Annotated in this window: 22 protein-coding genes; 14 read left to right on the top strand and 8 right to left on the bottom strand. The window is 64.2% G+C overall.

All coding sequences use genetic code 11. The features are described 5' to 3' along the window. Positions 1–57 precede the first annotated feature (57 nt). From ACK56M_RS23135 to ACK56M_RS23150, 4 genes are all read right to left on the bottom strand, one after another. A complete protein-coding gene (locus ACK56M_RS23135; RefSeq protein WP_015271539.1) occupies positions 58–816 on the bottom strand; it encodes a hypothetical protein in 759 nt (252 codons plus the stop codon). Further along, positions 809–1084 carry a DUF1145 domain-containing protein gene (locus tag ACK56M_RS23140; protein ID WP_013973933.1) on the bottom strand — a complete coding sequence of 92 codons (276 nt, stop codon included), beginning with the start codon at positions 1082–1084 and terminating at the stop codon, positions 809–811. Before ACK56M_RS23140 ends, ACK56M_RS23135 begins: the two co-directional genes overlap by 8 nt. Before the next feature lie 98 nt (positions 1085–1182). Beyond that, complete coding sequence (locus ACK56M_RS23145) at positions 1183–1902, bottom strand: OmpA family protein (RefSeq protein ID WP_085721075.1); 720 nt, start codon at positions 1900–1902, stop codon at positions 1183–1185. 89 nt (positions 1903–1991) lie between these two features. Continuing rightward, positions 1992–2684, bottom strand: coding sequence for an OmpA family protein (locus ACK56M_RS23150; protein WP_411959092.1), 693 nt, complete (start codon positions 2682–2684; stop codon positions 1992–1994). A 159-nt stretch (positions 2685–2843) separates the two neighbouring features. Here ACK56M_RS23150 and ACK56M_RS23155 point away from each other — a divergent pair, with 159 nt between their 5' ends. Genes ACK56M_RS23155 through ACK56M_RS23170 form a run of 4 tightly spaced genes read left to right on the top strand, consistent with a single transcriptional unit; the run spans position 2844 to position 4510 of the window. Further along, positions 2844–3338 carry a DUF6231 family protein gene (locus tag ACK56M_RS23155; protein WP_015271541.1) on the top strand — a complete coding sequence of 165 codons (495 nt, stop codon included), beginning with the start codon at positions 2844–2846 and terminating at the stop codon, positions 3336–3338. A 2-nt stretch (positions 3339–3340) separates the two neighbouring features. Next, a complete protein-coding gene (locus tag ACK56M_RS23160; protein WP_411959093.1) occupies positions 3341–3817 on the top strand; it encodes a YchJ family protein in 477 nt (158 codons plus the stop codon). 2 nt (positions 3818–3819) lie between these two features. Beyond that, positions 3820–4305 (top strand): LEA type 2 family protein, encoded by a 486-nt coding sequence (locus ACK56M_RS23165; RefSeq protein WP_015271543.1) that lies wholly within the window; start codon positions 3820–3822, stop codon positions 4303–4305. A 7-nt stretch (positions 4306–4312) separates the two neighbouring features. Further along, the gene (locus ACK56M_RS23170) at positions 4313–4510 is read left to right on the top strand and encodes an SEC-C metal-binding domain-containing protein (protein WP_003258907.1); all 198 of its coding nucleotides are present in this window, start codon (positions 4313–4315) and stop codon (positions 4508–4510) included. A 54-nt stretch (positions 4511–4564) separates the two neighbouring features. Here the strand turns inward: ACK56M_RS23170 and ACK56M_RS23175 are convergent, their stop codons facing one another. Further along, positions 4565–5761, bottom strand: a complete 1197-nt coding sequence (locus ACK56M_RS23175) for an MFS transporter (protein WP_054573725.1) — start codon at positions 5759–5761, stop codon at positions 4565–4567. A gap of 154 nt (positions 5762–5915) precedes the next feature. Here ACK56M_RS23175 and ACK56M_RS23180 point away from each other — a divergent pair, with 154 nt between their 5' ends. From ACK56M_RS23180 to pdeM, 8 genes are all read left to right on the top strand, one after another. Then, entirely contained in the window at positions 5916–7256 is a 1341-nt protein-coding gene (locus tag ACK56M_RS23180) for a PLP-dependent aminotransferase family protein (RefSeq protein WP_015271545.1), read from the top strand. Between the two features lie 378 nt (positions 7257–7634). Beyond that, positions 7635–10076, top strand: a complete 2442-nt coding sequence (locus ACK56M_RS23185; RefSeq protein ID WP_054573726.1) for a penicillin acylase family protein — start codon at positions 7635–7637, stop codon at positions 10074–10076. Between the two features lie 105 nt (positions 10077–10181). Further along, positions 10182–10523, top strand: a complete 342-nt coding sequence (locus ACK56M_RS23190) for a hypothetical protein (protein WP_015271547.1) — start codon at positions 10182–10184, stop codon at positions 10521–10523. 98 nt (positions 10524–10621) lie between these two features. Further along, positions 10622–11638 (top strand): ligase-associated DNA damage response exonuclease, encoded by a 1017-nt coding sequence (locus tag ACK56M_RS23195; RefSeq protein ID WP_015271548.1) that lies wholly within the window; start codon positions 10622–10624, stop codon positions 11636–11638. Then, positions 11635–13293, top strand: coding sequence for an ATP-dependent DNA ligase (locus ACK56M_RS23200; protein WP_100412732.1), 1659 nt, complete (start codon positions 11635–11637; stop codon positions 13291–13293). The genes ACK56M_RS23195 and ACK56M_RS23200 overlap by 4 nt, the downstream gene beginning before the upstream one ends. Positions 13294–13516: 223 nt before the next feature. Beyond that, positions 13517–14632: a succinylglutamate desuccinylase/aspartoacylase family protein gene (locus ACK56M_RS23205; protein ID WP_015271550.1), complete on the top strand. Its 1116-nt coding sequence runs from the start codon at positions 13517–13519 to the stop codon at positions 14630–14632. A 67-nt stretch (positions 14633–14699) separates the two neighbouring features. Beyond that, positions 14700–17153, top strand: coding sequence for a ligase-associated DNA damage response DEXH box helicase (locus tag ACK56M_RS23210; protein WP_015271551.1), 2454 nt, complete (start codon positions 14700–14702; stop codon positions 17151–17153). Then, positions 17150–17803 carry a ligase-associated DNA damage response endonuclease PdeM gene (gene pdeM, locus ACK56M_RS23215; RefSeq protein ID WP_015271552.1) on the top strand — a complete coding sequence of 218 codons (654 nt, stop codon included), beginning with the start codon at positions 17150–17152 and terminating at the stop codon, positions 17801–17803. The genes ACK56M_RS23210 and pdeM overlap by 4 nt, the downstream gene beginning before the upstream one ends. 10 nt (positions 17804–17813) lie before the next feature. On the opposite strand, the gene ACK56M_RS23220 is transcribed toward pdeM, so the two are convergent. Continuing rightward, positions 17814–18041, bottom strand: coding sequence for a hypothetical protein (locus ACK56M_RS23220; protein ID WP_015271553.1), 228 nt, complete (start codon positions 18039–18041; stop codon positions 17814–17816). 93 nt (positions 18042–18134) lie between these two features. Beyond that, the gene (gene dcd / locus ACK56M_RS23225) at positions 18135–18701 is read right to left on the bottom strand and encodes a dCTP deaminase (protein ID WP_003258001.1); all 567 of its coding nucleotides are present in this window, start codon (positions 18699–18701) and stop codon (positions 18135–18137) included. Between the two features lie 328 nt (positions 18702–19029). Here dcd and ACK56M_RS23230 point away from each other — a divergent pair, with 328 nt between their 5' ends. After that, complete coding sequence (locus ACK56M_RS23230; RefSeq protein WP_003254922.1) at positions 19030–19239, top strand: cold-shock protein; 210 nt, start codon at positions 19030–19032, stop codon at positions 19237–19239. A gap of 124 nt (positions 19240–19363) precedes the next feature. Here the strand turns inward: ACK56M_RS23230 and apbC are convergent, their stop codons facing one another. Next, on the bottom strand, positions 19364–20458 hold the full coding sequence (apbC, locus tag ACK56M_RS23235) for an iron-sulfur cluster carrier protein ApbC (RefSeq protein WP_015271554.1): 1095 nt from the start codon (positions 20456–20458) through the stop codon (positions 19364–19366). A 158-nt stretch (positions 20459–20616) separates the two neighbouring features. Between apbC and metG the strand changes: the two genes are divergently transcribed. After that, positions 20617–22656: a methionine--tRNA ligase gene (metG, locus tag ACK56M_RS23240; protein WP_015271555.1), complete on the top strand. Its 2040-nt coding sequence runs from the start codon at positions 20617–20619 to the stop codon at positions 22654–22656. Positions 22657–22810: the final 154 nt, after the last annotated feature.

Raw genomic sequence — 22810 nt, forward strand, 5'->3', positions numbered from 1 at the left:
CTGCTGCGCAGCCCATCGCGACACAAGGCCGCTCCTACAGGGGGGCGCGGCAAGGCTTCAGAGGCGCTGCAGAATCAGCTCACCTACAGCGCCGGCCAACCCAGGTTGGCCCGGCTGCCCCGGCCGGCCGTTGGCGCCGGCGTCTGTGCGGTAAACCAGGCAACCCTTGCTAGCGCCGCCCTTGCCGGCCTTGCCAGCAGCCCCGGCCTTGCCCGGTGCGCCGCCGTCCAGGCGGACCACGATGCGTTCCTGCGGGAAGCCCTGCGGCACGCTCAGGCGGATGCGCCCACCCGGCGCGCCATCGTGCCCGTTGCCGCCGTCATCGCCGTTGGCACCGCGGCTGGCCTGGCCCCAGGTGCAGCCACCGGCCTGGCCGTTGGCGCCATCCAGCCCCACGTACCCCGGCGCACCGGCACCGCCACGGGCATCGATGGCCAGGCGCTCGGCATCCACTTCAGCCAGTTTCAGGTCCAGGCTGCGGCCTGACCGGGCCCCCCGCTGGTAAGTACCCGCCGCTCCCGGCGCACTGAATTCGCTACCCTCACCCAGCCGCGCACTGCGCGCCTCGATCAGCAACGGGCTATCGGAAGGTGCAATGGCGATACGCGCATCGCGCCCCAGCTCCAGCTGGTCGACCTTCAATTCCGCGAGCGTGGCAGGCAGCAGCAGGGTTGCGGCATCGGCGACACGCAACTGTGCCAGGTGCACGCTGGCAGACTTGTCGGGCAGGCGCAGCATGGAATTGGCAGCGACCTCCAGGCTTTCGGCCTGGGCCAGGGGAGCGGCCAACATGGCCAATAACATCAGATTACGCATTTCGCGGCGCCTCCTGCACACGGGGGATGGACATGACATGGAAGATACCCGTCAACAGGATCTGCAAACGATCGAACCAGCGGTGGCTGCGGCCGCGCAAGCTGCCATTGAAGAACAGCACTTCAAGCAGGTGCAGGCCCAGCAAGGTGATGCCGGCGGCGTTGATCAGCAGGTTGAAGGGCAAGGGTTGTGGCATGAACTGATTGAACAGCACCACCCCCCAGAAAGCGACAGTCAGGACCTTGCCCAAGCCCAGGATGAACTTCATATCCCGCCCCCATGGATTGTTGTTATGTCGAGACGGCCCGTTCGAGCGGGCCGTGCGACCAACATTAACTGCAATGCCCGGACAGGCGCCAGCACCACTCAGTTGAGGTGCAGTTCCACCCGTCGGTTGCGGGCACGGCCCTCCTCGCTTTCGTTGTCGGTGAGCGGTTCACTCTCGCCGCGCCCCTGGCTGGTGACCTTGCCCGCCTCCAGCCCCTGGCCGATCAGGTAAACGGCCACGCTGCTGGCGCGGCGTTCGGAAAGTGCCTGGTTGTAGCTGTCGGAGCCGACGTTGTCGGTATGCCCGATCACGCTTACCTTGGCCACCGTCGGTGAATCGAGTTTTGCCACCAGGCCTTGCAGACGCTGCTGGGCCGCCGGGGTCAGCTCGGCGGAATCGAAGGCGAACATCACCGCGCCGTTGTCATCCAGGATGATCACCTCCGGCGAGGGTTCAGGTTCAGTGGCAGGCGGCAATGCGGGGTACACCCTCAACGGGCAACCCATGTGGTCGACCGCAGTGTTGGTGGGGGTATCGGGGCAACGATCACGGCGGTCGAAAATGCCGTCGCCATCTTCGTCGCCATCCTGGGCGTAACAGATCAGGCCCCCGGCGATGGCGCCAAGGGCACCGCCGCCAGCCGCCCAACTCGAACTTTCGATGGCGCCCAGGCCACCACCGACCAGGCCGCCGAGCAGGCTGCAGATGGGCCAGGTCCTCTGGTTGAGCGGCGCGCTGCCATCGCTGTGGGTGGCGCAGCCCGCTAGCAGGCTGGCAGCCACCAACAGCGGCAGCGCCGCCTTCGACGTCACACTCATGCTGAATGCTCCTGTGTCATTGGCCACGGGCGGCTGACCGCCGTGAAGACGCGCCCGTGCCACTGCTCAAGGCACGGGCGCACGCCGGTCTACCGCTGGATCTTGATCTCGGTACGGCGGTTCATGGCACGCCCCTCGGCCGTGGCGTTGTCTGCCACCGGCTGGGTTTCACCAGCACCGACCACCGACACGAAGCTGCTGCGCGGCACACCGCTCTCGACCAGGTAATCGGTCACCGAGTGGGCACGGCGCTCGGACAGTCTCTGGTTGTAGCTGTCGGAGCCGACGCTATCGGTATGGCCGCTGACGCTCAGGCGGGCGGACGGCGCCTCCTGTTTCAGGCGCGTGGCAATGGTGTTGAGGCGCTCCTTGTCGCTGGCGGTCAGGCGCGCAGAGTCGAACTCGAAGTGCACATCGCGGATGACGATGACTTCTTCCTTCTGCACCACCACTTCCTCGACCACCGCGGCCGGCTCCGGTGGGCAGCCGTTGGCATCGACCTGCACACCGCGCGGGGTGCCTGGGCACTTGTCACGGCTGTCCGGCACACCGTCACCATCCTCGTCGCCATCGCCATGGGCCCAGCAATAGCCCGCCGCCAGGCCACCGCCCAGCAACGCGCCCCAACCAGCCCAGCTGGAGCTCTCGATGGCGCCCAGGGCAGCGCCGCTTACACCCCCGACGGCGGCACATTTCGGCCAGTCGGTCTTTTGCAAACCTGCACAACCAGTCAACACACTGGTGAGCAGAACCAGGGGTATCGCTGTGCGTACTATGCTCATTTCATTGCTTCTCCTAGGGGGAATCGGCATAAGGCCGATTTCAGGGAGTAAAGACCGAGCATCTGATCCCTGCCACCAATAAGCCACGACACAGTCACATGCCTCTTTGCCCGCACGCTGCGGCCCGCTAGTCTTGGATGACTTCAACGAGGATTGGCAATGACCGACGGTTTTTCCCAGCGCACCCCGCAGCAGGCCTTGGCGGCCCTGCTCGATCGCTTCACTCCGCAACGCCTGCTGCTGGTGGGCACGCGCTTCCCGGCGCTGGACGCCTTCGCCCAGGCGCACCCACAGGTAACCATCGCCACGGCCGCCCCAGGCCCGCTGCCGGCAGAACTGGCAGCCCAGCGCTTTGACCTGGCGGTACTGGTGGACTGCCTGGAGCACCTGCCAAAACGCACCGGCCTGGAATTGCTCGGTGGCATTCGCAACCTCAATGCCAGCCGGGTCGCTGTGCTGGCCGACCTGGCCGCCTGTGGCTGGCAGGACACCGATTTCTTTGCCCTTGCCCTGTCGGCCAGCGAGAAATTCCGCCGTGACCAGCAGGTATTGAGCCTGTTCACCTATGATCTACATGACTACAAGCAGGTACCGGACTGGCTGAATGCCAAGTTCTGGGCCAACCCTGAAAACTTCGGCAAGTACTGGTGGTGATGATGAGTGTCTCGGTCTGCCCTTGTGGCAGTGGCAACCTGCTCGACGCCTGCTGCGGGCACTACCATGCCGGCACCCCGGCGCCGGATGCCCAGGCGCTGATGCGCTCACGCTACAGTGCCTACGTGCTGGGCCTGGTCGACTACCTGGTGGCCACCACCCTGCCGGCCCAGCAAGCCGGCCTGGACCGTGCCGCCATGGCCGCCTGGAGCGCCCAGAGCACCTGGCTGGGCCTGGAGGTGGAAAGCGCAGAGGTGCTGGGCGGCCAGCCAGAGCACGGTTTTGTCACCTTCACTGCACGCTGGCACGACCTGGAGGGTGACCATCAGCACCGCGAGCGCTCGGCATTCGTCCAGCACGCCGGGCGCTGGTACTTCATCGACCCCACGGTCGGGCTCAAGGCCGGGCGCAACGACCCCTGCCCCTGCGCCAGCGGCCAGAAGTTCAAGAAATGCTGCGCCAGTTACGTGGGTAGCTGACCATGATCGCCCGCACCCGCCCGCTGCTGCTCGCCACCCTGATGGCATGGCTTGCACTGCTGGCGGGCTGCGCCAGCTGGGGCGGTGACGACTGGCGCGAACCCGAGGTGCACCTGGTCGAGGTGGAGACGGTCAAGGCCAGGTTGCTGGAGCAGGAGTTCGTGCTGCATCTGCGAATCGACAACCCCAATGACAGCCGCCTGTTCATCCGCAACCTGTCGTATGCCATACGCCTCAACGACCTGTTGCTGGTGCAGGATGAAACCAGCGTGTGGCGCAGTGTCGGCGGGCATGCCCGGCGTACTTTCAAGATCACCGCACGGACCAACCTGTGGCAGCACCTGAAACCGCTGGCCAAGCTGCTGAAAAGCGAACAACCACTGCATTACAGCCTGCAGGGCGAGCTGGCGACCGGGTTGCTCATCCATCGGGACCTGCACTTGTCGCGCAGTGGTGAGATAATCCCCGGCGATTACAAACCGGAGTGACCCTGCAATGTCCCAGCAACCCCACGTTCATGGCCCTGACTGCAACCACGATCATGATCACCACCACGATCATGGCCATGTACACGGCCCGCACTGCAACCACGGCCACCAGGAGCCGGTACGCAACGCCCTGAAGGACGTTGGCCGTAACGACCCATGCCCGTGCGGTAGCCAGAAAAAGTTCAAGAAGTGCCACGGCGCCTGACCTGAACAGCACTCGCGCGTCCCTGCTGCGGGCCGCGCGGAGGGTAGCCGGGGTCTAACTGGCCCTGGCAGGCCCTGAAACCTTGCGCTGCAGCAACCCTGCGGTGGCCATGAGCAGCACGATGCAGAGGGCCATGCAAATGGCATTGGTGCCATCCCAGCCGACCGTACCCAGCAACAGCGATGGGCTGAATGCACCAACGGTCGCGAACACCGCAATGGCCAGATCGTTCTTCCCCTGCATCTGCATCGCTGCCGGGCTGTTTTGCAGCGTCTGCGCCAACAGCGCCCCACCGCCCACGTAGGTCAGGTTCCAACCCAGGCCCAGGGCTATCAGTGACAAGGTCATCATCGCGTAGCTGTGCGACCACATGTTCATGGCCGTGCAACCGATCAGCAGGCACAGGCCGAGACAGATGGTGGCCCTGATGCCGAGCTTGTGGATGATGGCGCCGGTGAAGAACGACGGCGCAAACATGGCAATCACATGCCATTGAATCGCCAAGCGAACGTCGGAAAAGTCCTCATGCATGTGTTTCATGTGCATGGACGCCTGGATCATCAGCAAATTCATGATGCCGTAGCCCAGCGCGGCCACCGCCATGGCCACGGCAACCACCGGGCTCAGCGGCTCGGCGGTCGTGCCAGCCGGTTTCGCTGCACGGTCGTTACTGGCGGTGCCGGTATCGCCGGGCAGGCAGGCCGCTGTCAGCAACGACATCACCGCCAGGCCGACAAAAGCGGCGTAGCACAGCGAAAACAGCGGATACCCACCAACGTCCCTCAGCCACTCGGTGAGCGCCGGCCCGACCACGGCAGCGATCACCCCACCGGCCACCACCAGGGAAAGCGCCTTGGGCTTCAGGTTCTGGGCCAGATTGTCGGTGGCCGCGAAGCGATTGAAGTTGGCAAACGCAATGTAGATGCCCAATGCCGAATGGCTGATCACCAGCGTCGGGAAGTGCTGGTACTGCACCGCCAGGTAACCACTGATGCCAGACACCGCCAAAGGGACCGAGCCCAGCATGAAGGCGCGCTTGCGGCCAATGCGGCTCATCAGCCTGGAGACCGGATAGGTAGCCAGCATCAGGCAAAGGAACTGGAACCCATAGGGCACAGTGGACCATGTGGCAGCAGGCGCCAGCGCCGCCCCGACAATGGCCGCCATGGTCACGGACATGACCGCAGTCGTCAGGTTGATCGATTGCGCGGTGAAATACAGGTACGTGCGCCGTGGAAGGGGGCTCGACATGGCGTGTGCTCACGGTTGGTGGACGGGTGGAATTCTGCATTGGAAAGATGCCGACAGGTGCATGGTGGCATCTGCCGCGCCCTGTAGTTCGAACAGTCGACGCGCTTTCCAGTTAACTGTTAGGCTGTTTTTTCTAACAGCTGCTGGACCCGCCATGCGCCCGCACAGCCTTCATGATCAGTTGAAACAGCGCCTCGAAGCCGGCGAATGGCTGCCTGGCCAGCGCATGCCGTCCATCCGCAAGCTGACGGCGGCGGTTGGCTGCAGCTACCACGATGTCGTCTCCAGCTATGCCCGATTGGTAAGCGAAGGTGTGTTGACCGCCATTCCTGGCCGCGGCTACTTCGTCGCCAGCCACACACGGCAAACCGGCACAGTGGATACGCCCGCAGGCATGGCCGACGACCCGCTGTTCAAGTTGCTGCAGGGGGGCCAGCACTACACCAAACTGGGCAGCGGCTGGCTGCCACCCGCCTGGCGAGACACCGAGCTGCTGGCCAGGGCAATTCGGCGCACGGCACGCCTGGAGCAGAGTTCGCTGGCAGAATATGGCGACATCCAGGGCTACCTGCCCATGCGCAAGCAGTTGTGCGTGCACCTGAAACGCCTGACCCGTGTGGATGCCCGGCCAAGTCAGTTGCTGACTACGCTGGGCGCCACACAAGCGCTGGACCTGGTGGCGCGGTTGTTGATCAAGCCAGGCGATCACGTGTTCGTCGACGAGCCTGGCAATGGCAACCTGATCAAGCTGATCCAGTTGGCCGGCGGCCATGTGGTCGGGGTGCGCCGAACCCAGGACGGACCGAACGTTGAAGACATGAAGGAGCACCTGGCCAGGCACAAGGTCAAGGCACTCTTCTGCAACAGCACCTTCCACAACCCGACCGGCGGCAACATCAGCCCGCACAATGCCTTCAGCGTCCTGCGCCTGGCGGTGGAACACGACTTCTTCGTGGTCGAGGACGATGTCTACGGCGACTTCAGCCCGGGTGTGCGCCAGACCTTTGCCGAACTGGACAACCTTGAGCGGGTCATCTACATCGGCAGCTTCTCGAAATGCCTGTCCGCCTCATTGCGCGTGGGCTACATCGCCTGCTCGGCAGAGCTGATGGAGCCGCTGACACGCCTGAAGCTGCTGACCTGCGTGGCGGTACCGGCGTTTTGCGAGCGCTTCGTCAACACCATCTTGTCCGACGGCACCTATGCCCGGCACATGCAAGACCTGCAGCAGCGCCTGATCCGGCAGCAGGCGCAGACCCAGCAGTTGTTGCGGGCGCGTGGCTGGCAATTCGACATAACGCCCCAAGGTGGCATGTTCCTGTGGGTCTACCACCCCGAACTGGCCGACCTGCAGCCCTTCATGCGTCGCCTGGAACAGCACAAGGTGCTATTGATGCCAGGCTCGGCCTTCGCCGTCAGCCGTGACTATCAACGCCTTGCTCGCATCAATTGCACGCACTTTTCCGACGCCGTGGCCGAACATTTCAAGGTTTGAGTGCATGTCTTGATTTTTGAGGTGGCGCGCAAATCGAGCGCCGCCCGCGCGGCGCTTCGCAGCACAAGGCTGCTCCTACATCTGTTTCGGGCCAGTAATGCCTATGCCAGTGCACGCGACCGCCTTGTTCGTACAACGCGATATCGAGCCATGCGCCAAAGCGTTCGCGCACAAACCTCACAGGAATAATTGGCCTGAAACAAATGTAGGAGCAGCCTTGTGCTGCGAAGCGCCGCGCGGGCGGCGCTCGATCTCACAGGCACCACACACCCCACGCCAAGCACAAAAAATAAACCGCCCAGGGACCTTGCACGGCGCCTGCGCGCTCACTACCTTAGCGCCTTTCGAAACCCGCCACGCCTTGCAGGAGCCCTTGTCATGGCCGCCTCCGCCTTTCCTCCATTCCGCCCGCGGTTCGCAACCGCTGCCACGCTGCTCGGCATGCTCGGGCTGGCCGGCTGCCAGACGGGCGGCTACCAGGGCAGCGTGCCACCGACCAGCGGCGTGCAGCCGCTCAAGGGCCTGGCGCAGAACGTCTCGGTACGGCGCAACGCAATGGGCGCACCACTGATCGAAAGCAGCAGCTTCCATGACGCCCTGTTCAGCCTGGGCTATGTGCATGCCGGCGACCGCATCGAGCAGATGGTCGCCATGCGCCTGCTGGCCCAGGGCCGCCTGGCAGAACTGGCCGGCAGCGACGCGCTGGACATCGACCGCCTGATGCGCGCGGCCAACCTCAAGCAAAGCGCCGCCCAGCAGTACGCCGACGCGTCGCCACGGCTCAAGCGCTTCTTCGAAGTGTATGCACGCGGGGTCAACGCCTACCTGTTCCGCTACCGCGACAAGCTGCCCGCCGGCCTGGCCAGCAGTGGATACCGCCCCGAATACTGGAAGCCCGAGGACTCGGCACTGATCTTCAGCCTGTATGCGTTCAGCCAGTCGGTGAACCTGCAGGAAGAACTGAGCGCCCTGACCCTGGCGCAAAAAGCCGGCAGCGACAAGCTGGCCTGGCTGCTACCCGGTGCCCCGGACGAGCCGTTGGCCGAAGCCGAAGTGGACAAGCTCAAGGGCCTGAACCTGGCCAGCCAGTTGCCGGGGCTGCCAGCCCTGGCAGCCGCCAGCCAGAAGCTGGCCGACCTCGACCTTCTGGGCAGCCCGGGCTCGGCCAACCTGGCCCTGGCGCCGCAGCGCAGCCGCAGCGGCAAAAGCTTGCTGGCCTGCGACAGCCGAGCCGCCTGGGCCCTGAGCCCGGTGCAGATCCACACCGGCAAGTACCAGGTCGCCGGCCTGTCGTTGCCTGGCCTGCCGATCGTGCTGGCCGGCTACAACGGCAAGCTGGCCTGGAGCAGCAGCGCGGTCATGGCCGACAACCAGGACTTGTATCTGGAGCAACTGCGCCACCAGGGCAGCCAACTGAGCTACCTCGCCGACGGCAAATGGCTGCCGGCCCGCGCCCGTAGCGAAACCTTCTTCGTCCGCGGCCAGCGCCCGCTGCGCGAGGTGATGTACGACACCCGCCACGGCACCCTGCTGGCCCAGCCAGGCAATGCCAGCCTGGGCCTGGCGCTGAACCTGCCACAGTTCAAGGGCGACCGCAGCCTGGATGCGCTGTTCGACCTGACCCGTGCCAAGAGCGTGGAGCGTGCCTTCGACAGTACCCGTGAAGTGACCGCCGCCGCCCTCAACTTCGTCTTCGCCGAACCCGAGCACATCGGCTGGCAAGTCAGTGGCCGCTACCCCAACCGCCGCGAAGGCCAGGGCCTGCTGCCGTCGCCTGGCTGGGACGGGCGCTACGACTGGGACGGCTATGCCGACCCGATGCTGCACCCTTACGATCAGGACCCGCCCGCCGGCTGGATCGGCCACGCCAACCAGCGCAGCCTTCCGCGTGGCTATGGCATGCAGCTGTCCAGCACCTGGTACTACCCAGAACGCGCCGAGCGCCTGGCCCAGTTGGCCGGCAATGGCCGCCACGACAGCCGCAGCCTGATGGCCCTGCAGAACGACCAGACCACCCTGCTGGCCGACAAGCTCAAGCAGATGTTCGACGCCCCGGGCATGGCCCAGCCGCTCAAGCAGGCGATCGACGCCCTGCCCGCCGCACAGCGCGACAAGGCCAGCGACGCGCTGGCCCGGCTCAAGGCCTTCGATGGCCGCCTGAGCCCGGTGTCGGCCGATGCCGCACTGTACGAACTGTTCCTCCAGGAAGTCGCCCGGCAAACCTTCCTTGATGACCTGGGCCCGGAATCCGGCCCGGCCTGGCAGGCGTTCGTCAGCAATGCCCGCTTGTCGTTCTCGGCGCAGGCCGACCACCTGCTGGGCCGCGACGACAGCCCGTTCTGGGATGACCGCAATACCCCGCAGAAAGAAGACAAGCCGGCCATTCTCGCCCGCAGCCTGGCTGGTGCTGTGGATGCCGGCACCGCTCAACTGGGAGCCGACCGCCGCGCCTGGCAGTGGGGCAAGCTGCACCAGTACCGCTGGCCTGCACCGGCCTACCATGGCCTGGGCGATGCCCTCGGTCGCCCGCCGCTGGCTGCCGGTGGCGACTTTACCACCCTGGCCCTGACGCCATACGCTTGGGGCAGCGACTTCGACACCCGCCTGCCGGCCTCGGCACGGATGATCGTCGACTTCGGCCAGGCCGAGCCGTTGCAGGTGCTGACCAGCAGCGGGCAGTCCGGCAACCCGGCCAGCACGCATTACAGCGATGGGCTGGATGCCTGGTTCAAAGGGCGCTTCATGAGCCTGCCACTGCAGCAGCAGAACTTCGGGCGGGCGTATGGCAACCAGCGTTTGACGTTGGTGCCTGGGCGCTAGTGGAGCCTTTCCTCCTTACCGGCAGCCACCCAGCTACCTAGCATCCTCGGTGCCGCACTGTTCCCGGACAGGTGCGGCACACTTTCCATCAAGAGGATGATGAACATGGCTACAGAAACCCTGAAAATTGAAATTTCCTGGCCTGATACGCTCAAAGTTCCAGCTGGCGCTACCGTCAATGCACAACTTTGGCTGGGAACCGCAATCGCCGACTACCGCATGATCAGCGACGGAGATGCCAGCGCCCCTGCGGTTTCTTCACCCGTCACCCTGGAAATCGCTTATGACTCCGAGGACCTACTGCCCGACAGCGTCGATACCACTTGGGATCACTTCCGCGCTTCGCCATATCTGATGCATGACGGCAAACGCCTGAACATCGCCCGCGTCGCCAAGATCAGCATCGAAGAAGCCCGAAAATCGGGCTGGAAGGTCGCTATTTCCTGACGCGGGTCTGGCAGCCCTCAAGAGGGCTGCCTCACACATAGAACTTGTCGCAGGCCTCGCCACTCTGACCTAGCAAGCCCTACTCCAGACGTTGAGCCATGGACCTCGTCATCGCCCGCCCCGAAGGCCTGTACTGCCCGCCCGGTGATTTCTACATCGACCCGTGGCGCCCCGTAGACCGCGCTGTTATTACCCATGGTCACGGCGACCATGCCCGCGTCGGCAACCGCCATTACCTCACCGCCGCCTCAGGCGCCGGCATCCTGCGCAGCCGCCTGGGCCAGGACATCCACCTGCAAACCCTGCCGTACGGCGAACGCCTGCTGCACCATGGCGTAACCCTGAGCCTGCACCCGGCCGGGCATGTACTGGGCTCGGCGCAAGTGCGCCTGGAGTACCAGGGCGAGGTCTGGGTCGCCTCCGGCGACTACAAAGTGGAACCCGACGGCACCTGCACGCCGTTCGAACCGGTGCGCTGCCACACGTTCATCAGCGAATCGACCTTCGGCCTGCCCATCTACCGTTGGCCCAGCCAGGGCGAGATTTTCACCGGCATTAATAACTGGTGGCGCGCCAATAGCGAACAGGGCAAAGCCAGCGTGCTGTTCTGCTATGCCTTCGGCAAGGCCCAGCGAATCCTCCACGGGCTGGACGCCAACATTGGCCCTGTCCTCGTGCATGGTGCTGTCGAACCACTCAACCGGGTTTACCGGGACGCTGGCGTCTACCTTCCGCAAACCCGCTATGTCGGCGATATCCCTCGCAACGACCCGCTGCTGCGCCAGGCACTGGTCCTGGCACCGCCTTCGGCGGGTGGCAGCAGTTGGATGCGCCGTTTCGGCGACTACAGCGATGCCTTTGCCAGTGGCTGGATGCTGTTGCGCGGCACCCGACGCCGGCGTGGGGTAGACCGAGGTTTCGTGCTCTCGGACCATGCCGATTGGCCGGGATTGCTCTGGGCCATCGGCCAGACCGGCGCAGAACGCGTGATGGTCACCCATGGTTCGGTCAATGTGCTGGTGCGCTACCTCATCGAACAAGGCCTCGATGCCCGCGCCTTCGTGACCGAGTACGGTGAGGAAGATGACATTGTGACCACGGAGCCAGGCGCATGAAAGCATTCGCCGAGCTGTACATGAGGCTGGATGCGACCACCTCCAGCACTGCAAAGCTCAAGGCGCTACGCGACTACTTCAACACCGCCCCGCCTGTGGATGCCGCCTGGGCGGTGTACTTCCTGGCAGGTGGCCGCCCCCGCCAGCTGGTGCCTACACGCGTGCTGCGGGAGCTGGCCGGCAGGTTGGCGGGGCTGCCTGACTGGCTTTTCGAGGAGTGCTACCAGGCCGTTGGCGACCTGGCCGAAACCATTTCCCTGCTGGTTCCGGAAAGCCGCCACCCTGGCGACGACGGCCTCGCCCGCTGGGTCGAAGCCCATCTGCTGCCATTGCGGAACCTGCCGGTCGAGGAGATCCAGCAACGCCTGCCGCCTCTTTGGGCCCAGCTGGACCGCCCCAGCCTGATGCTCTGCCTGAAACTCATCACTGGCAGCTTTCGCGTGGGCGTATCGAAGCTGTTGGTCACTCGCGCCCTCGCGCAACTGGCCGGGCTGGATGCCAAACGCGTGGCCCAGCGCCTGGTTGGCTACACCGACATCAGCCACCGCCCGACGGCAGCCAGCTATCAACGGCTGATAGCCCCGGAATCAGACGATGAACATAGCTTGCGTGGCGGCCAGCCCTACCCGTTTTTCCTGGCCCACCCCCTGCAGGTATCAACCGAACAGCTCGATACACTGCTCGGGCCGCCGAGCGAATGGCAAATCGAGTGGAAATGGGACGGCATTCGCGCCCAGGTGGTCAAGCGCGAAGGCCAGCTGTGGGTCTGGTCGCGCGGTGAGGAACTGGTCACCGAACGCTTCCCCGAATTGCACAGCCTGGCGCAGACGTTACCCGACGGTGTCGTGCTCGATGGCGAGATCCTGGTTTGGAAACCTGGTGGCTCAGCGGCTGAGCTGGCTGTGCAGCCATTTGCCCTGTTGCAGCAGCGCCTGGGACGCAAGACCTTGGGCAAGAAGCTGCTGAGCGACGCCCCGGTCGTGCTGCAGGCCTACGACCTGCTGGAATGGCAAGGCGAGGATTGGCGCAGCCGCCCGCAGCATGTACGCCGCCAGCAGTTGGAGCAGGTACTTGAGCAGCACCCATTGGCCCCGGTATTGCTCTCGCCTCTGCTCGAAGGCCAGGACTGGGCCGACCTTGCCCGCCAGCGCGAACAGTCCCGCAGCCTGGGGGTGGAAGGGCTGATGCTGAAACAGCGAGAGGCGTTGTATGGCGTGGGGCGCACCAAGGACATGGGCACCTGGTGGAAGTGGAAGATCGACCCGTTCAGCGTCGATGCCGTGCTGATCTATGCTCAGCGCGGCCACGGCCGGCGGGCCAGCTTGTACAGCGACTACACCTTCGCCGTGTGGGACGCGCCAGCCGGTACGCCGGGTCGGGCACTGGTCCCCTTTGCCAAGGCCTATTCAGGGCTCAGTGACGAAGAAATGCGCAAGGTCGACGCCATCATTCGCAAGACCACGGTTGAAACCTTCGGGCCGGTGCGCAGCGTGACGCCGACGCTGGTGTTCGAGTTGGGCTTCGAGGGCATCGCCCTGTCCAGGAGGCACAAGAGCGGCATCGCCGTGCGCTTTCCGCGGATGCTGCGCTGGCGGCTGGACAAGCCAGTGGAAGAAGCGGATGACCTGGCTACATTGCAGGCGCTGCTGGCCTGAAACCATTTCGATACGGCGTTGGCTTTTTCGCGGGCACGCCCGCTCCCGCAGGTTCATCACAGGCCGGGAGGATTGTGAGGTTCCTTGTGGGAGCAGGCACGCCCGCGAAGAAGCCGACGGGGTAATCGGGGCGCAATCGAAGGAGGCGCAAGCCCGAAAACTGTGCTTCCATCTTTGTGCCGACTGTGTCGCAGACCGTTTTCGCCACGCACCCAGGACCACCATGCACCACTCAACTCACGACCTGCTCTCGCCCGTTCCGGGCATCACCCGCCAGTTGCACAGCTTCCACTTCGGACCTCGCGGTGGCGGCAAAGTCTATATCCAGGCCTCGCTGCATGCCGACGAGCTGCCCGGCATGCTGGTGGCCTGGCACCTCAAAAGCCGCCTGGGTGAACTGGAACAGCAAGGCCGCCTGCAGCGCGAGATCATCCTGGTGCCGGTGGCCAACCCGGTCGGCCTGGAACAAGTGCTGCTGGACGCGCCGCTGGGACGATTCGAACTGCAAAGCGGCGAGAACTTCAACCGTAACTTCGTCGATCTTTCCGACAGCATCGGCGACCAGATCGAAGAACACCTGACCGAAGACCCGGCACACAACCTCGCGCTGATCCGCGAATACCTGCGGCGGGGGCTGGACGCACACCCGGCGCGCACACCGCTGCAGGCCCAACGCCTGATATTGCAGCGCCTTGCCTGCGATGCCGACATGGTGCTGGACCTGCACTGCGACTTCGAGGCGGTCGAGCACCTGTACACCACGCCAGACGCCTGGCCGCAGATCGAACCTCTGGCCCGCTACCTGGGTGCCCAAGCCAGCCTGCTTGCCACCGACTCTGGCGGGCAGTCGTTCGATGAATGCTTCAGCCTGGTCTGGTGGCAGCTGCAACAACGCTTCGGCAAACGTTTCCCGATTCCGCTGGGCTGCTGCTCGGTCACCGTCGAGTTGCGCGGCCAGGCCGATGTCAGCCACGACCTGGCCAGCAAGGACTGCCAGGCGATCCTCGACTTCCTTACCCATGCGGGGGTCATCGAAGGCGCAAGCCCGGCCCTGCCCGCCTTGCGCTGCCCGGCCACACCACTGGCCGCAGTAGAACCGGTGATAACGCCACTGGGCGGGTTGCTGGTGTACCACGCCCGGCCAGGCCAGCACCTGGAGGCGGGCCAGTTGATCGCTGAAGTCATCGACCCGCTCAGCGACCGGGTGACGGCCATCCGCAACAGCCAGCCCGGCCTGCTGTATGCACGTAACGTACGGCGCATGGCTACCGCAGGCATGGTCATCGCCCACGTCGCAGGCGAGCAGGTGTGCCGCAGCGGCTATCTGCTGGCAAACTGATCCGGTAAAACCATTGCGCCTGGCTGGTTGTCTGTAGAAACACAGCCACCGAAGGACCCTATGCCCCATGCCCGCCGCCACCGACCTCGCCAAGGCCTGGTTCGCCAAGCGTGGCTGGAAGCCTTTCGCTTTCCAGCGCCGCGTCTGGGCCGCCGTGGAACGGGGCGAATCCGGCTTGCTGCATGCCAGTACCGGTGCCGGCAAGACCTACGCGGTATGGCTCGCCGCACTGAGGGCCTTCAAGGCCGAAGCCCAAGGACGTCATGCTGCACCCTTGCAGGTGGTGTGGGTTACCCCCATGCGAGCCTTGGCCGCCGACACCGCCCGCGCACTGCAGATGCCGCTGGACGACCTGGGCCTGCCCTGGAGCGTGGGCATTCGCAGCGGCGACACCGGCAGTGCCGAACGTGCCCGGCAAGCACGGCGCCTGCCCAGCGTACTGGTCACTACCCCTGAAAGCCTTACGCTGCTGTTGACCCGGGCACAAGCTCGCGAAGACTTCGCCACACTGCGCCTGGTAGTGGTGGACGAATGGCACGAACTACTGGGCAACAAGCGTGGAGTACAACTGCAACTGGCTTTGGCCCGCCTGCGCCACTGGCACCCGAGCCTGCCGACCTGGGGCCTGTCCGCGACCCTCGGCAATCTCCAACATGCGCTGGACGTATTGCTGCCACAAGGCGGCCTGCTGGTACAAGGCCGACAGGACAAGCAGTTGCAGGTCGATACCCTGCTGCCAACGGCCATCGAGCGCTTCCCCTGGGCCGGGCACATGGGTTTGAAGATGCTCGATCAGGTCAGCCGGGAGATCGATGCCAGCACTAGTTGCCTTGTCTTCACCAACACTCGGGCGCAGGCCGAACTCTGGTACCAGGCCCTGCTCGAGGTACGCCCCGAGTGGGCCGGGCTGATTGCCTTGCACCATGCCTCACTGGCCCGCGATACCCGTGACTGGGTCGAGCGCAGCCTCAAGCAAGGCAACCTGAAGGCAGTGATCTGCACCTCCAGCCTGGACCTGGGGGTGGACTTCCTGCCCGTGGAGCGAGTACTGCAGATCGGTTCCGCCAAGGGCATTGCCCGCCTCGTGCAACGGGCCGGGCGCTCCGGCCATGCGCCGGGGCGGCGCTCCCGGGTGACTCTGGTGCCCACCCACAGCCTGGAACTGGTGGAAGCAGCCGCCGCCAGGCACGCCCTGGCAGCCGGGCACATCGAAGCCCGGCATTCGCCGCGCTTGTGCATGGACGTGCTGGTGCAACACTTGGTAAGCATGGCTTTGGGCAGCGGCTTTCACCCGCAGCAGTTGCTGGCCGAAGTGCGCAGTACCTGGGCCTTCAGCGAATTGCGTGACAGCCAGTGGCAATGGGCGCTGGACTTCGTCTGCCATGGCGGCAGCTCACTCAGCGCCTACCCAGACTACCAGCGCGTCGAGCGCCAGCCCGACGGCACTTACAAGGTTGCCAGCGAACGTTTGGCACGTCGCCACCGCATGAGTATCGGTACCATCGTCAGCGACGCCAGCCTGCAGCTCAAGTACTGGAGCAAGGGTGGTGGGGGCAAGGCGCTGGGCAGCGTCGAAGAGGCGTTCATTGCCCGTTTGCGCCCTGGCGACACCTTGGTGTTCGCCGGGCGAGTGCTGGAACTGGTGCGCGTGGAAAACATGACGGCCTACGTACGCCGCAGTACCGCGCGCAAGGCAGCGGTTGCACGCTGGAATGGTGGCCGCATGCCGCTCTCCAGCGAACTGGCCGACGCACTGGTCGAGCAGCTCGGCGCAGCATCCCAAGGGCGCTTTCAAAGCCCGGAGATGCGTGCAGTACGCCCCCTGCTGGCCTTGCAGGCGCAATGGTCGGCGCTGCCCACCCCCGAAACGCTGCTGGCAGAAACCTTCAAGTCGCGCCAGGGTTGGCACCTGTTCCTGTATCCGTTCGCCGGGCGCATGGCCAACCTTGGACTGGCCAACCTGATCGCCTGGCGGGTGAGCCGCGTGCAGCCGCTTTCGGTTTCGATTGCGGTCAATGACTACGGTTTCGAACTGCTCAGTCCAGGCAAGGTGGACTGGACGACGCACCTGCCGCAGGCACTTGGTACCGAACACCTGCTGGATGATGTGCTGGCCAGCCTCAACGCAGGAGAAATGGCGTTGCGTCGTTTTCGCGAGATCGCACAGATTGCCGGGTTGGTGTTTGGCGGGTATCCGGCGGCGCAGAAAAGCCTCAGGCAGATCCAGGCCTCCAGCGGCTTGTTCTATGAGGTATTTCGCAAGCATGACACCGGCAACCTGCTGCTGGCCCAGGCACGGGACGAGGTGCTGAATGAGGAACTGGAGATCGAGCGGTTGCACCGGCAATTGCTGAAGATGGGCCAGTTACAGCTGGAACTGCGACCACTCAAACGGCCCGGACCGTTGGCATTTGCCTTGCTGGTGGAAGGCATGCGCGAAACGTTGAGCACCGAGAGACTGGCGGACCGGATTGCGAGGATGGTCGCGGAGCTGAACAGTGCGGCGGACGCTACGGAATGACCAACCTTCTACCCATCGAACACCATGGCCAAGTGCTCTGGCTGCTTTCGGACAAGGCCATCTACTGGCCAGCCCGTCATGCTCTGCTGGTGGCCGACGTGCACATCGGCAAGGCAGCAAGCTATCGCGCCTTGCACCAACCGGTACCGCGCGGCACCACCGAGGCGACACTCTCCCGCCTGGATGCATTGCTGGCAAGGCATGATTGCGAGCAACTGATCATTCTTGGCGATTTTCTGCATGCGCGCGCAGCGCAGGCGCCGGCAACTTTGGCAACGCTGCAGGCCTGGCGAGAGCGCCACAGAACCCTGAAAATCGTGCTGATCCGCGGCAATCACGATCGAAACGCCGGTGACCCGCCCGCGTCACTTGGTATCGAAGTCGTGAGCGAACCTTGGCTGTTGGAACCCTTTGCGCTACAGCACGAACCCCGCCCCCACCCGACCCAACCGGTGTTGGCAGGGCACGTACACCCGGTATTCGTCCTGCGCGGCAAGGCTCGGCAACGCCTGCGATTGCCCTGCTTCCTGATCGATGGACAGGTCAGCCTGCTGCCGGCGTTCGGTGAGTTTACCGGGGGTTGGGAAATCGCCCCCACGGGCGCCAGCCGGGTGTTCCTGACCGGGGCAGACCGCGTCTGGCCGCTCTAGCCCGGATCACTCAGGCTACAGGTGCCGGTGGAGGCTCGTCCGGCAGGGTCGGCTCGCCCGGCTCCATGGGTGGTGTATCACCGGGCTCCGGCGGTTGCGGGGTATCCGGGTCAGGCTGGTGGGGCACGCCCCCCGCCTGCATCGGCAGCGGGTGTGCCAGCAGTGACCATGGTAGCAACCCGACGTGGTTGGGCTGCAGGCCTGCCAGCTTGGCACTGATTGCGGGGTGGAGTTTCATTGGCTGCTCCTGGCAAGGCCGCTACGCGTCATGCGCACCGGCGTTATCCAGTTGGAGTGCCAAAGGCGCGGGGAATTCCCCGCGCTTGTCGGCTCAGGTACGCGGCAGGGTGACGCCGCGCTGGCCCTGGTACTTGCCGCCACGGTCCTTGTACGACACTTCACATTCTTCGTCGGACTGCAGGAACAGCATCTGGGCCACACCTTCGTTGGCGTAGATCTTCGCCGGCAGCGTGGTGGTATTGGAGAACTCCAGTGTCACATGGCCTTCCCACTCGGGCTCGAGCGGGGTGACATTGACGATGATGCCGCAACGGGCGTAGGTGCTCTTGCCCAGGCAAATGGTCAACACATCACGCGGAATGCGGAAATACTCGACGGTACGCGCCAGGGCGAAGGAGTTCGGCGGGATGATGCACACGTCGCTCTTGATGTCGACGAAACTGCCTGCATCGAAGTTCTTCGGGTCGACGGTGGCCGAGTTGATATTGGTAAACACCTTGAATTCGTCGGCGCAGCGCACGTCGTAGCCGTAGCTGGAGACGCCGAAGGAGATCACCCGGCTGTCCTGTTCGCCGCGCACCTGGCGCTCGACGAACGGTTCGATCATGCCGTGTTCCTGCGCCATGCGGCGAATCCACTTGTCCGATTTGATGCTCATGGCGGGGTGTCCTGAAGAGTTGCGAGGTGAAAATTCGAGACGCGCATCTTACCGGTCCCGGCGCCCAGGTTAAAGTTCCATGCCTCATCCCGCGCCGGGCGGGGGCTTCAGCCGCCGTCGATCCGAATTTGCGTAAAGCGCCTTCTGACCATTGGCAGGTTGCGGAAAGTGGGGTAAGGTGGCGCCACTGTGCTGCACGTGACACCGAGAATCTCTAGTTTGATGCACGATCCTGATCGGCCCATCGCTGAATTTTCTGCTCTCTTTGCGCTCAGTCCCGGCCAGGGTTTTTCCTGACCGTTATCAAATTGTCCAAGGAGACAGAAAAATGTCCAACCGTCAATCCGGTGTTGTTAAGTGGTTCAACGATGAGAAAGGCTACGGCTTCATCACCCCTCAGTCGGGCGACGACCTGTTCGTGCACTTCAAAGCCATCCAAGCTGACGGCTTCAAAACCCTGAAAGAAGGCCAGGCTGTTACTTTCGTCGCTACCCGCGGCCAGAAAGGCATGCAGGCTGAAGAAGTTCAGATCGCCTAAGTCGATCGAAGCTTCCTAGCTTTCAAAAAACCCGCCTTCCGGCGGGTTTTTTTATGCCTGGCCGAAAGACCGTGTCGCCTGCTTCGCGGGCTTGCCCGCGAAGAGAGCGACGCGATCTGACAGATCAATCTTCGCTGATGGTAATGCTAGGCATCGCCGGCGCAGCAGCTTCCTGCAGCACGATCCGCGCGCCCACCTGACGGGCCAGCTCCTGATAGACCATCGCAATCTGGCTTTCCGGCTCGGCGATCGCCGTCGGCTTGCCACTATCGGCCTGCTCGCGAATCAGCATCGACAGCGGCAACGACGCCAACAGGTCGACGCCATACTGGCTCGCCAGCTTCTCGCCACCGCCTTCGCCGAACAGGTGCTCGGCATGACCGCAGTTCGAGCAGATGTGCACGGCCATGTTCTCCACCACGCCCAGCACCGGGATGTTGACCTTGCGGAACATCTCCACGCCCTTCTTGGCATCCAGCAGGGCCAGGTCCTGCGGGGTGGTGACGATCACCGAACCGGCAACCGGTACCTTCTGCGCCAGGGTCAGCTGGATGTCACCGGTGCCCGGCGGCATGTCGATCACCAGGTAATCCAGGTCGTCCCAGGCAGTCTGGGTCACCAGCTGCAGCAGCGCGCCGGAAACCATAGGGCCACGCCATACCATCGGCGTGTTGTCGTCGGTAAGGAACGCCATGGACATGACTTCCACGCCATGGGCCTTGATCGGCACGAACCACTTCTGCTCGCGAATTTGCGGGCGGGTGCCTTCGGCGATGCCGAACATCACGCCCTGGCTGGGGCCATAGATATCGGCATCGAGAATACCCACCCGCGCGCCCTCGCGAGCCAGCGCCAGGGCCAGGTTGGCCGCGGTGGTCGACTTGCCCACACCGCCCTTGCCCGAGGCCACGGCGATGATGTTCTTGACGTTGGCCATTGCCGGCACCTGAGCCTGGGCCTTGTGCGCAGCCACCACGCAGTCGATCGACACCTGGGCACTGCTGACGCCCTCCAGGTTGCCGATGGCGGTCTGCAGCACCTGGGCCCAGCCGTTCTTGAACAGCCCTGCGGCATAACCCAGTTGCAATTGCACGCTGACCTGGCCGCCCTGGATATCGATTGCGCGCACACAGCCGGCGCTGATCGGGTCCTGGTTCAGGTAGGGGTCGGTGTACTGGCGAAGCACGCCTTCGACGGCGGCACGGGTGACGGCACTCATGGAGACTCCCAATGGCAAACTGAATGTAAAACAGACGCCTATCCTAACCCGTCAATCGTCAGCAGATGCGCATGCGGGGTGAAATATCTTCGCCAGCCCTTTATAGTGGCCGATCACCCTCATTTTTACCCCGTCGCCAGATAAGTAGCCGAGCCACCATGTCCGAGCCACGTCAGATTCTCGTCACCAGCGCCTTGCCCTATGCCAACGGATCGATCCACCTTGGCCATATGCTCGAGTACATTCAGACAGACATGTGGGTCCGCTTCCAGAAGCTGCGCGGCAACCAGTGCATCTACGTCTGCGCCGACGACGCCCACGGTTCGGCCATCATGCTGCGCGCCGAGAAGGAAGGCATCACCCCGGAACAGCTGATCGCCAACGTCCAGGCCGAACACAGCAGCGACTTCGCCGACTTCCTGGTGGACTTCGACAACTTCCACTCCACCCACAGCGAAGAAAACCGCGAACTGTCGGGCCTGATCTACGCGCGCCTGCGAGACGCCGGGCACATCGCCACCCGTTCGGTAACCCAGTATTTCGACCCGGAAAAGGGCATGTTCCTCGCCGACCGCTTCATCAAGGGCACCTGCCCCAAGTGCGCGGCCGAAGACCAGTACGGCGACAACTGCGAGAAATGCGGCGCCACCTACGCGCCCACCGAGCTGAAGAACCCCAAGTCGGCCATCTCTGGTGCCACCCCGGTATTGCGTGATTCCCAGCACTTCTTCTTCAAGCTGCCGGACTTCCAGGCCATGCTGCAGCAGTGGACCCGTAGCGGCACGCTGCAGGACGCGGTAGCCAACAAGCTGGCCGAATGGCTGGACTCGGGCCTGCAGGAGTGGGACATCTCGCGCGACGCGCCGTACTTCGGCTTCGAGATCCCAGGCGAGCCAGGCAAGTACTTCTACGTGTGGCTGGATGCACCGATCGGCTACATGGCCAGCTTCAAGAACCTTTGTGCACGCCGCCCGGAGCTGGACTTCGACGCGTTCTGGAACGAAGGCTCCAAGGCCGAGCTGTACCACTTCATCGGCAAGGACATCGTCAACTTCCACGCCCTGTTCTGGCCAGCCATGCTCGAAGGCGCGGGCTTCCGCAAGCCGAGCGCGGTCAACGTGCACGGCTACCTGACCGTGAACGGCGCCAAGATGTCCAAGTCGCGCGGTACCTTCATCAAGGCCCGCACCTACCTCGACCACCTGCAGCCGGAATACCTGCGCTACTACTACGCCGCCAAGCTGGGCCGTGGCGTCGATGACCTGGACCTGAACCTGGAAGACTTCGTACAGAAGGTCAACTCCGACCTGGTCGGCAAGGTGGTCAACATCGCCAGCCGCTGCGCCGGTTTCATCCACAAGGGCAATGAAGGCGTGATGGTGGCTGGCGATGCTGCACCGGAGCTGACCGAAGCCTTCCTGGCGGCCGCCCCGTCGATCGCCGACGCCTATGAAGGCCGCGACTTCGGCCGTGCCATGCGCGAAATCATGGCGCTGGCCGATCGCGCCAACGCCTGGATCGCTGACAAGGCCCCATGGTCGCTGGCCAAACAGGAAGGCAAGCAGGATGAAGTTCAGGCCATCTGCGCCCAAGGCATCAACTTGTTCCGTCAGCTGGTGATCTTCCTCAAGCCGGTGCTGCCGGTACTGGCTGCCGATGCCGAGGCCTTCCTCAACGTGGCACCACTGACCTGGAACGACCACCTGTCGCGCCTGGAAAACCATCAGCTGAACCCGTTCAAGGCGCTGATGAGCCGCATCGAACCGGCCAAGGTCGAAGCCATGGTCGCCGCCAGCAAGGAAGACCTGCTGGCCGCCGAAGCCAAGGCCCCGGCCGGCAATGGCGAGCTGGCCAAGGACCCACTGTCGGCGGAAATCGAGTTCGACACCTTCGCTGCCGTCGACCTGCGCGTGGCGCTGATCGTCAAGGCCGAGGCCGTACCGGGCGCGGACAAGCTGCTGCAACTGACCCTGGACATCGGTGACGAGCGCCGCAACGTGTTTTCCGGCATCAAGTCGGCGTACCCCGACCCGTCCCAGCTGGAAGGCCGGCTGACCATGATGGTGGCCAACCTCAAACCACGGAAGATGCGCTTTGGGGTGTCCGAAGGGATGGTCATGGCGGCCGGGCCTGGCGGTGAAGAGATCTACCTGCTGAGCCCGGACAGCGGTGCCAAGCCAGGCCAGCGCATCAAGTAACAAAACCTGCTGGACCTTGTGGGAGCGGGCGTGCCCGCGAAACTGACTACGCGGTGCATGGCACTGGCGTTGCCGGTGCTCGCGGGCACGCCCGCTCTCACAATGACTCCGGCACCTTGATGCCAAACCCGGACAATCGCCCCGATTCCCGGCT

The organism is Pseudomonas sp. s4 (assembly GCF_046764235.1).
Classification (GTDB): domain Bacteria; phylum Pseudomonadota; class Gammaproteobacteria; order Pseudomonadales; family Pseudomonadaceae; genus Aquipseudomonas; species Aquipseudomonas asiatica.

What these genes read in the sequence shown, in the direction of transcription:
- dcd (WP_003258001.1), bottom strand. Translation starts at nt 18,701, where the DNA reads ATGAGCATCAAATCGGACAAGTGGATTCGCCGCATGGCGCAGGAACAC.
- ACK56M_RS23150 (WP_411959092.1), bottom strand. Translation starts at nt 2,684, where the DNA reads ATGAGCATAGTACGCACAGCGATACCCCTGGTTCTGCTCACCAGTGTG.
- metG (WP_015271555.1), top strand. Translation starts at nt 20,617, where the DNA reads ATGTCCGAGCCACGTCAGATTCTCGTCACCAGCGCCTTGCCCTATGCC.
- ACK56M_RS23160 (WP_411959093.1), top strand. Translation starts at nt 3,341, where the DNA reads ATGAGTGTCTCGGTCTGCCCTTGTGGCAGTGGCAACCTGCTCGACGCC.
- ACK56M_RS23155 (WP_015271541.1), top strand. Translation starts at nt 2,844, where the DNA reads ATGACCGACGGTTTTTCCCAGCGCACCCCGCAGCAGGCCTTGGCGGCC.
- ACK56M_RS23145 (WP_085721075.1), bottom strand. Translation starts at nt 1,902, where the DNA reads ATGAGTGTGACGTCGAAGGCGGCGCTGCCGCTGTTGGTGGCTGCCAGC.
- ACK56M_RS23170 (WP_003258907.1), top strand. Translation starts at nt 4,313, where the DNA reads ATGTCCCAGCAACCCCACGTTCATGGCCCTGACTGCAACCACGATCAT.
- ACK56M_RS23220 (WP_015271553.1), bottom strand. Translation starts at nt 18,041, where the DNA reads ATGAAACTCCACCCCGCAATCAGTGCCAAGCTGGCAGGCCTGCAGCCC.
- apbC (WP_015271554.1), bottom strand. Translation starts at nt 20,458, where the DNA reads ATGAGTGCCGTCACCCGTGCCGCCGTCGAAGGCGTGCTTCGCCAGTAC.
- ACK56M_RS23195 (WP_015271548.1), top strand. Translation starts at nt 10,622, where the DNA reads ATGGACCTCGTCATCGCCCGCCCCGAAGGCCTGTACTGCCCGCCCGGT.
- ACK56M_RS23200 (WP_100412732.1), top strand. Translation starts at nt 11,635, where the DNA reads ATGAAAGCATTCGCCGAGCTGTACATGAGGCTGGATGCGACCACCTCC.
- ACK56M_RS23180 (WP_015271545.1), top strand. Translation starts at nt 5,916, where the DNA reads ATGCGCCCGCACAGCCTTCATGATCAGTTGAAACAGCGCCTCGAAGCC.
- ACK56M_RS23190 (WP_015271547.1), top strand. Translation starts at nt 10,182, where the DNA reads ATGGCTACAGAAACCCTGAAAATTGAAATTTCCTGGCCTGATACGCTC.
- ACK56M_RS23165 (WP_015271543.1), top strand. Translation starts at nt 3,820, where the DNA reads ATGATCGCCCGCACCCGCCCGCTGCTGCTCGCCACCCTGATGGCATGG.
- ACK56M_RS23135 (WP_015271539.1), bottom strand. Translation starts at nt 816, where the DNA reads ATGCGTAATCTGATGTTATTGGCCATGTTGGCCGCTCCCCTGGCCCAG.
- ACK56M_RS23175 (WP_054573725.1), bottom strand. Translation starts at nt 5,761, where the DNA reads ATGTCGAGCCCCCTTCCACGGCGCACGTACCTGTATTTCACCGCGCAA.
- ACK56M_RS23230 (WP_003254922.1), top strand. Translation starts at nt 19,030, where the DNA reads ATGTCCAACCGTCAATCCGGTGTTGTTAAGTGGTTCAACGATGAGAAA.
- ACK56M_RS23210 (WP_015271551.1), top strand. Translation starts at nt 14,700, where the DNA reads ATGCCCGCCGCCACCGACCTCGCCAAGGCCTGGTTCGCCAAGCGTGGC.
- ACK56M_RS23140 (WP_013973933.1), bottom strand. Translation starts at nt 1,084, where the DNA reads ATGAAGTTCATCCTGGGCTTGGGCAAGGTCCTGACTGTCGCTTTCTGG.
- pdeM (WP_015271552.1), top strand. Translation starts at nt 17,150, where the DNA reads ATGACCAACCTTCTACCCATCGAACACCATGGCCAAGTGCTCTGGCTG.
- ACK56M_RS23205 (WP_015271550.1), top strand. Translation starts at nt 13,517, where the DNA reads ATGCACCACTCAACTCACGACCTGCTCTCGCCCGTTCCGGGCATCACC.
- ACK56M_RS23185 (WP_054573726.1), top strand. Translation starts at nt 7,635, where the DNA reads ATGGCCGCCTCCGCCTTTCCTCCATTCCGCCCGCGGTTCGCAACCGCT.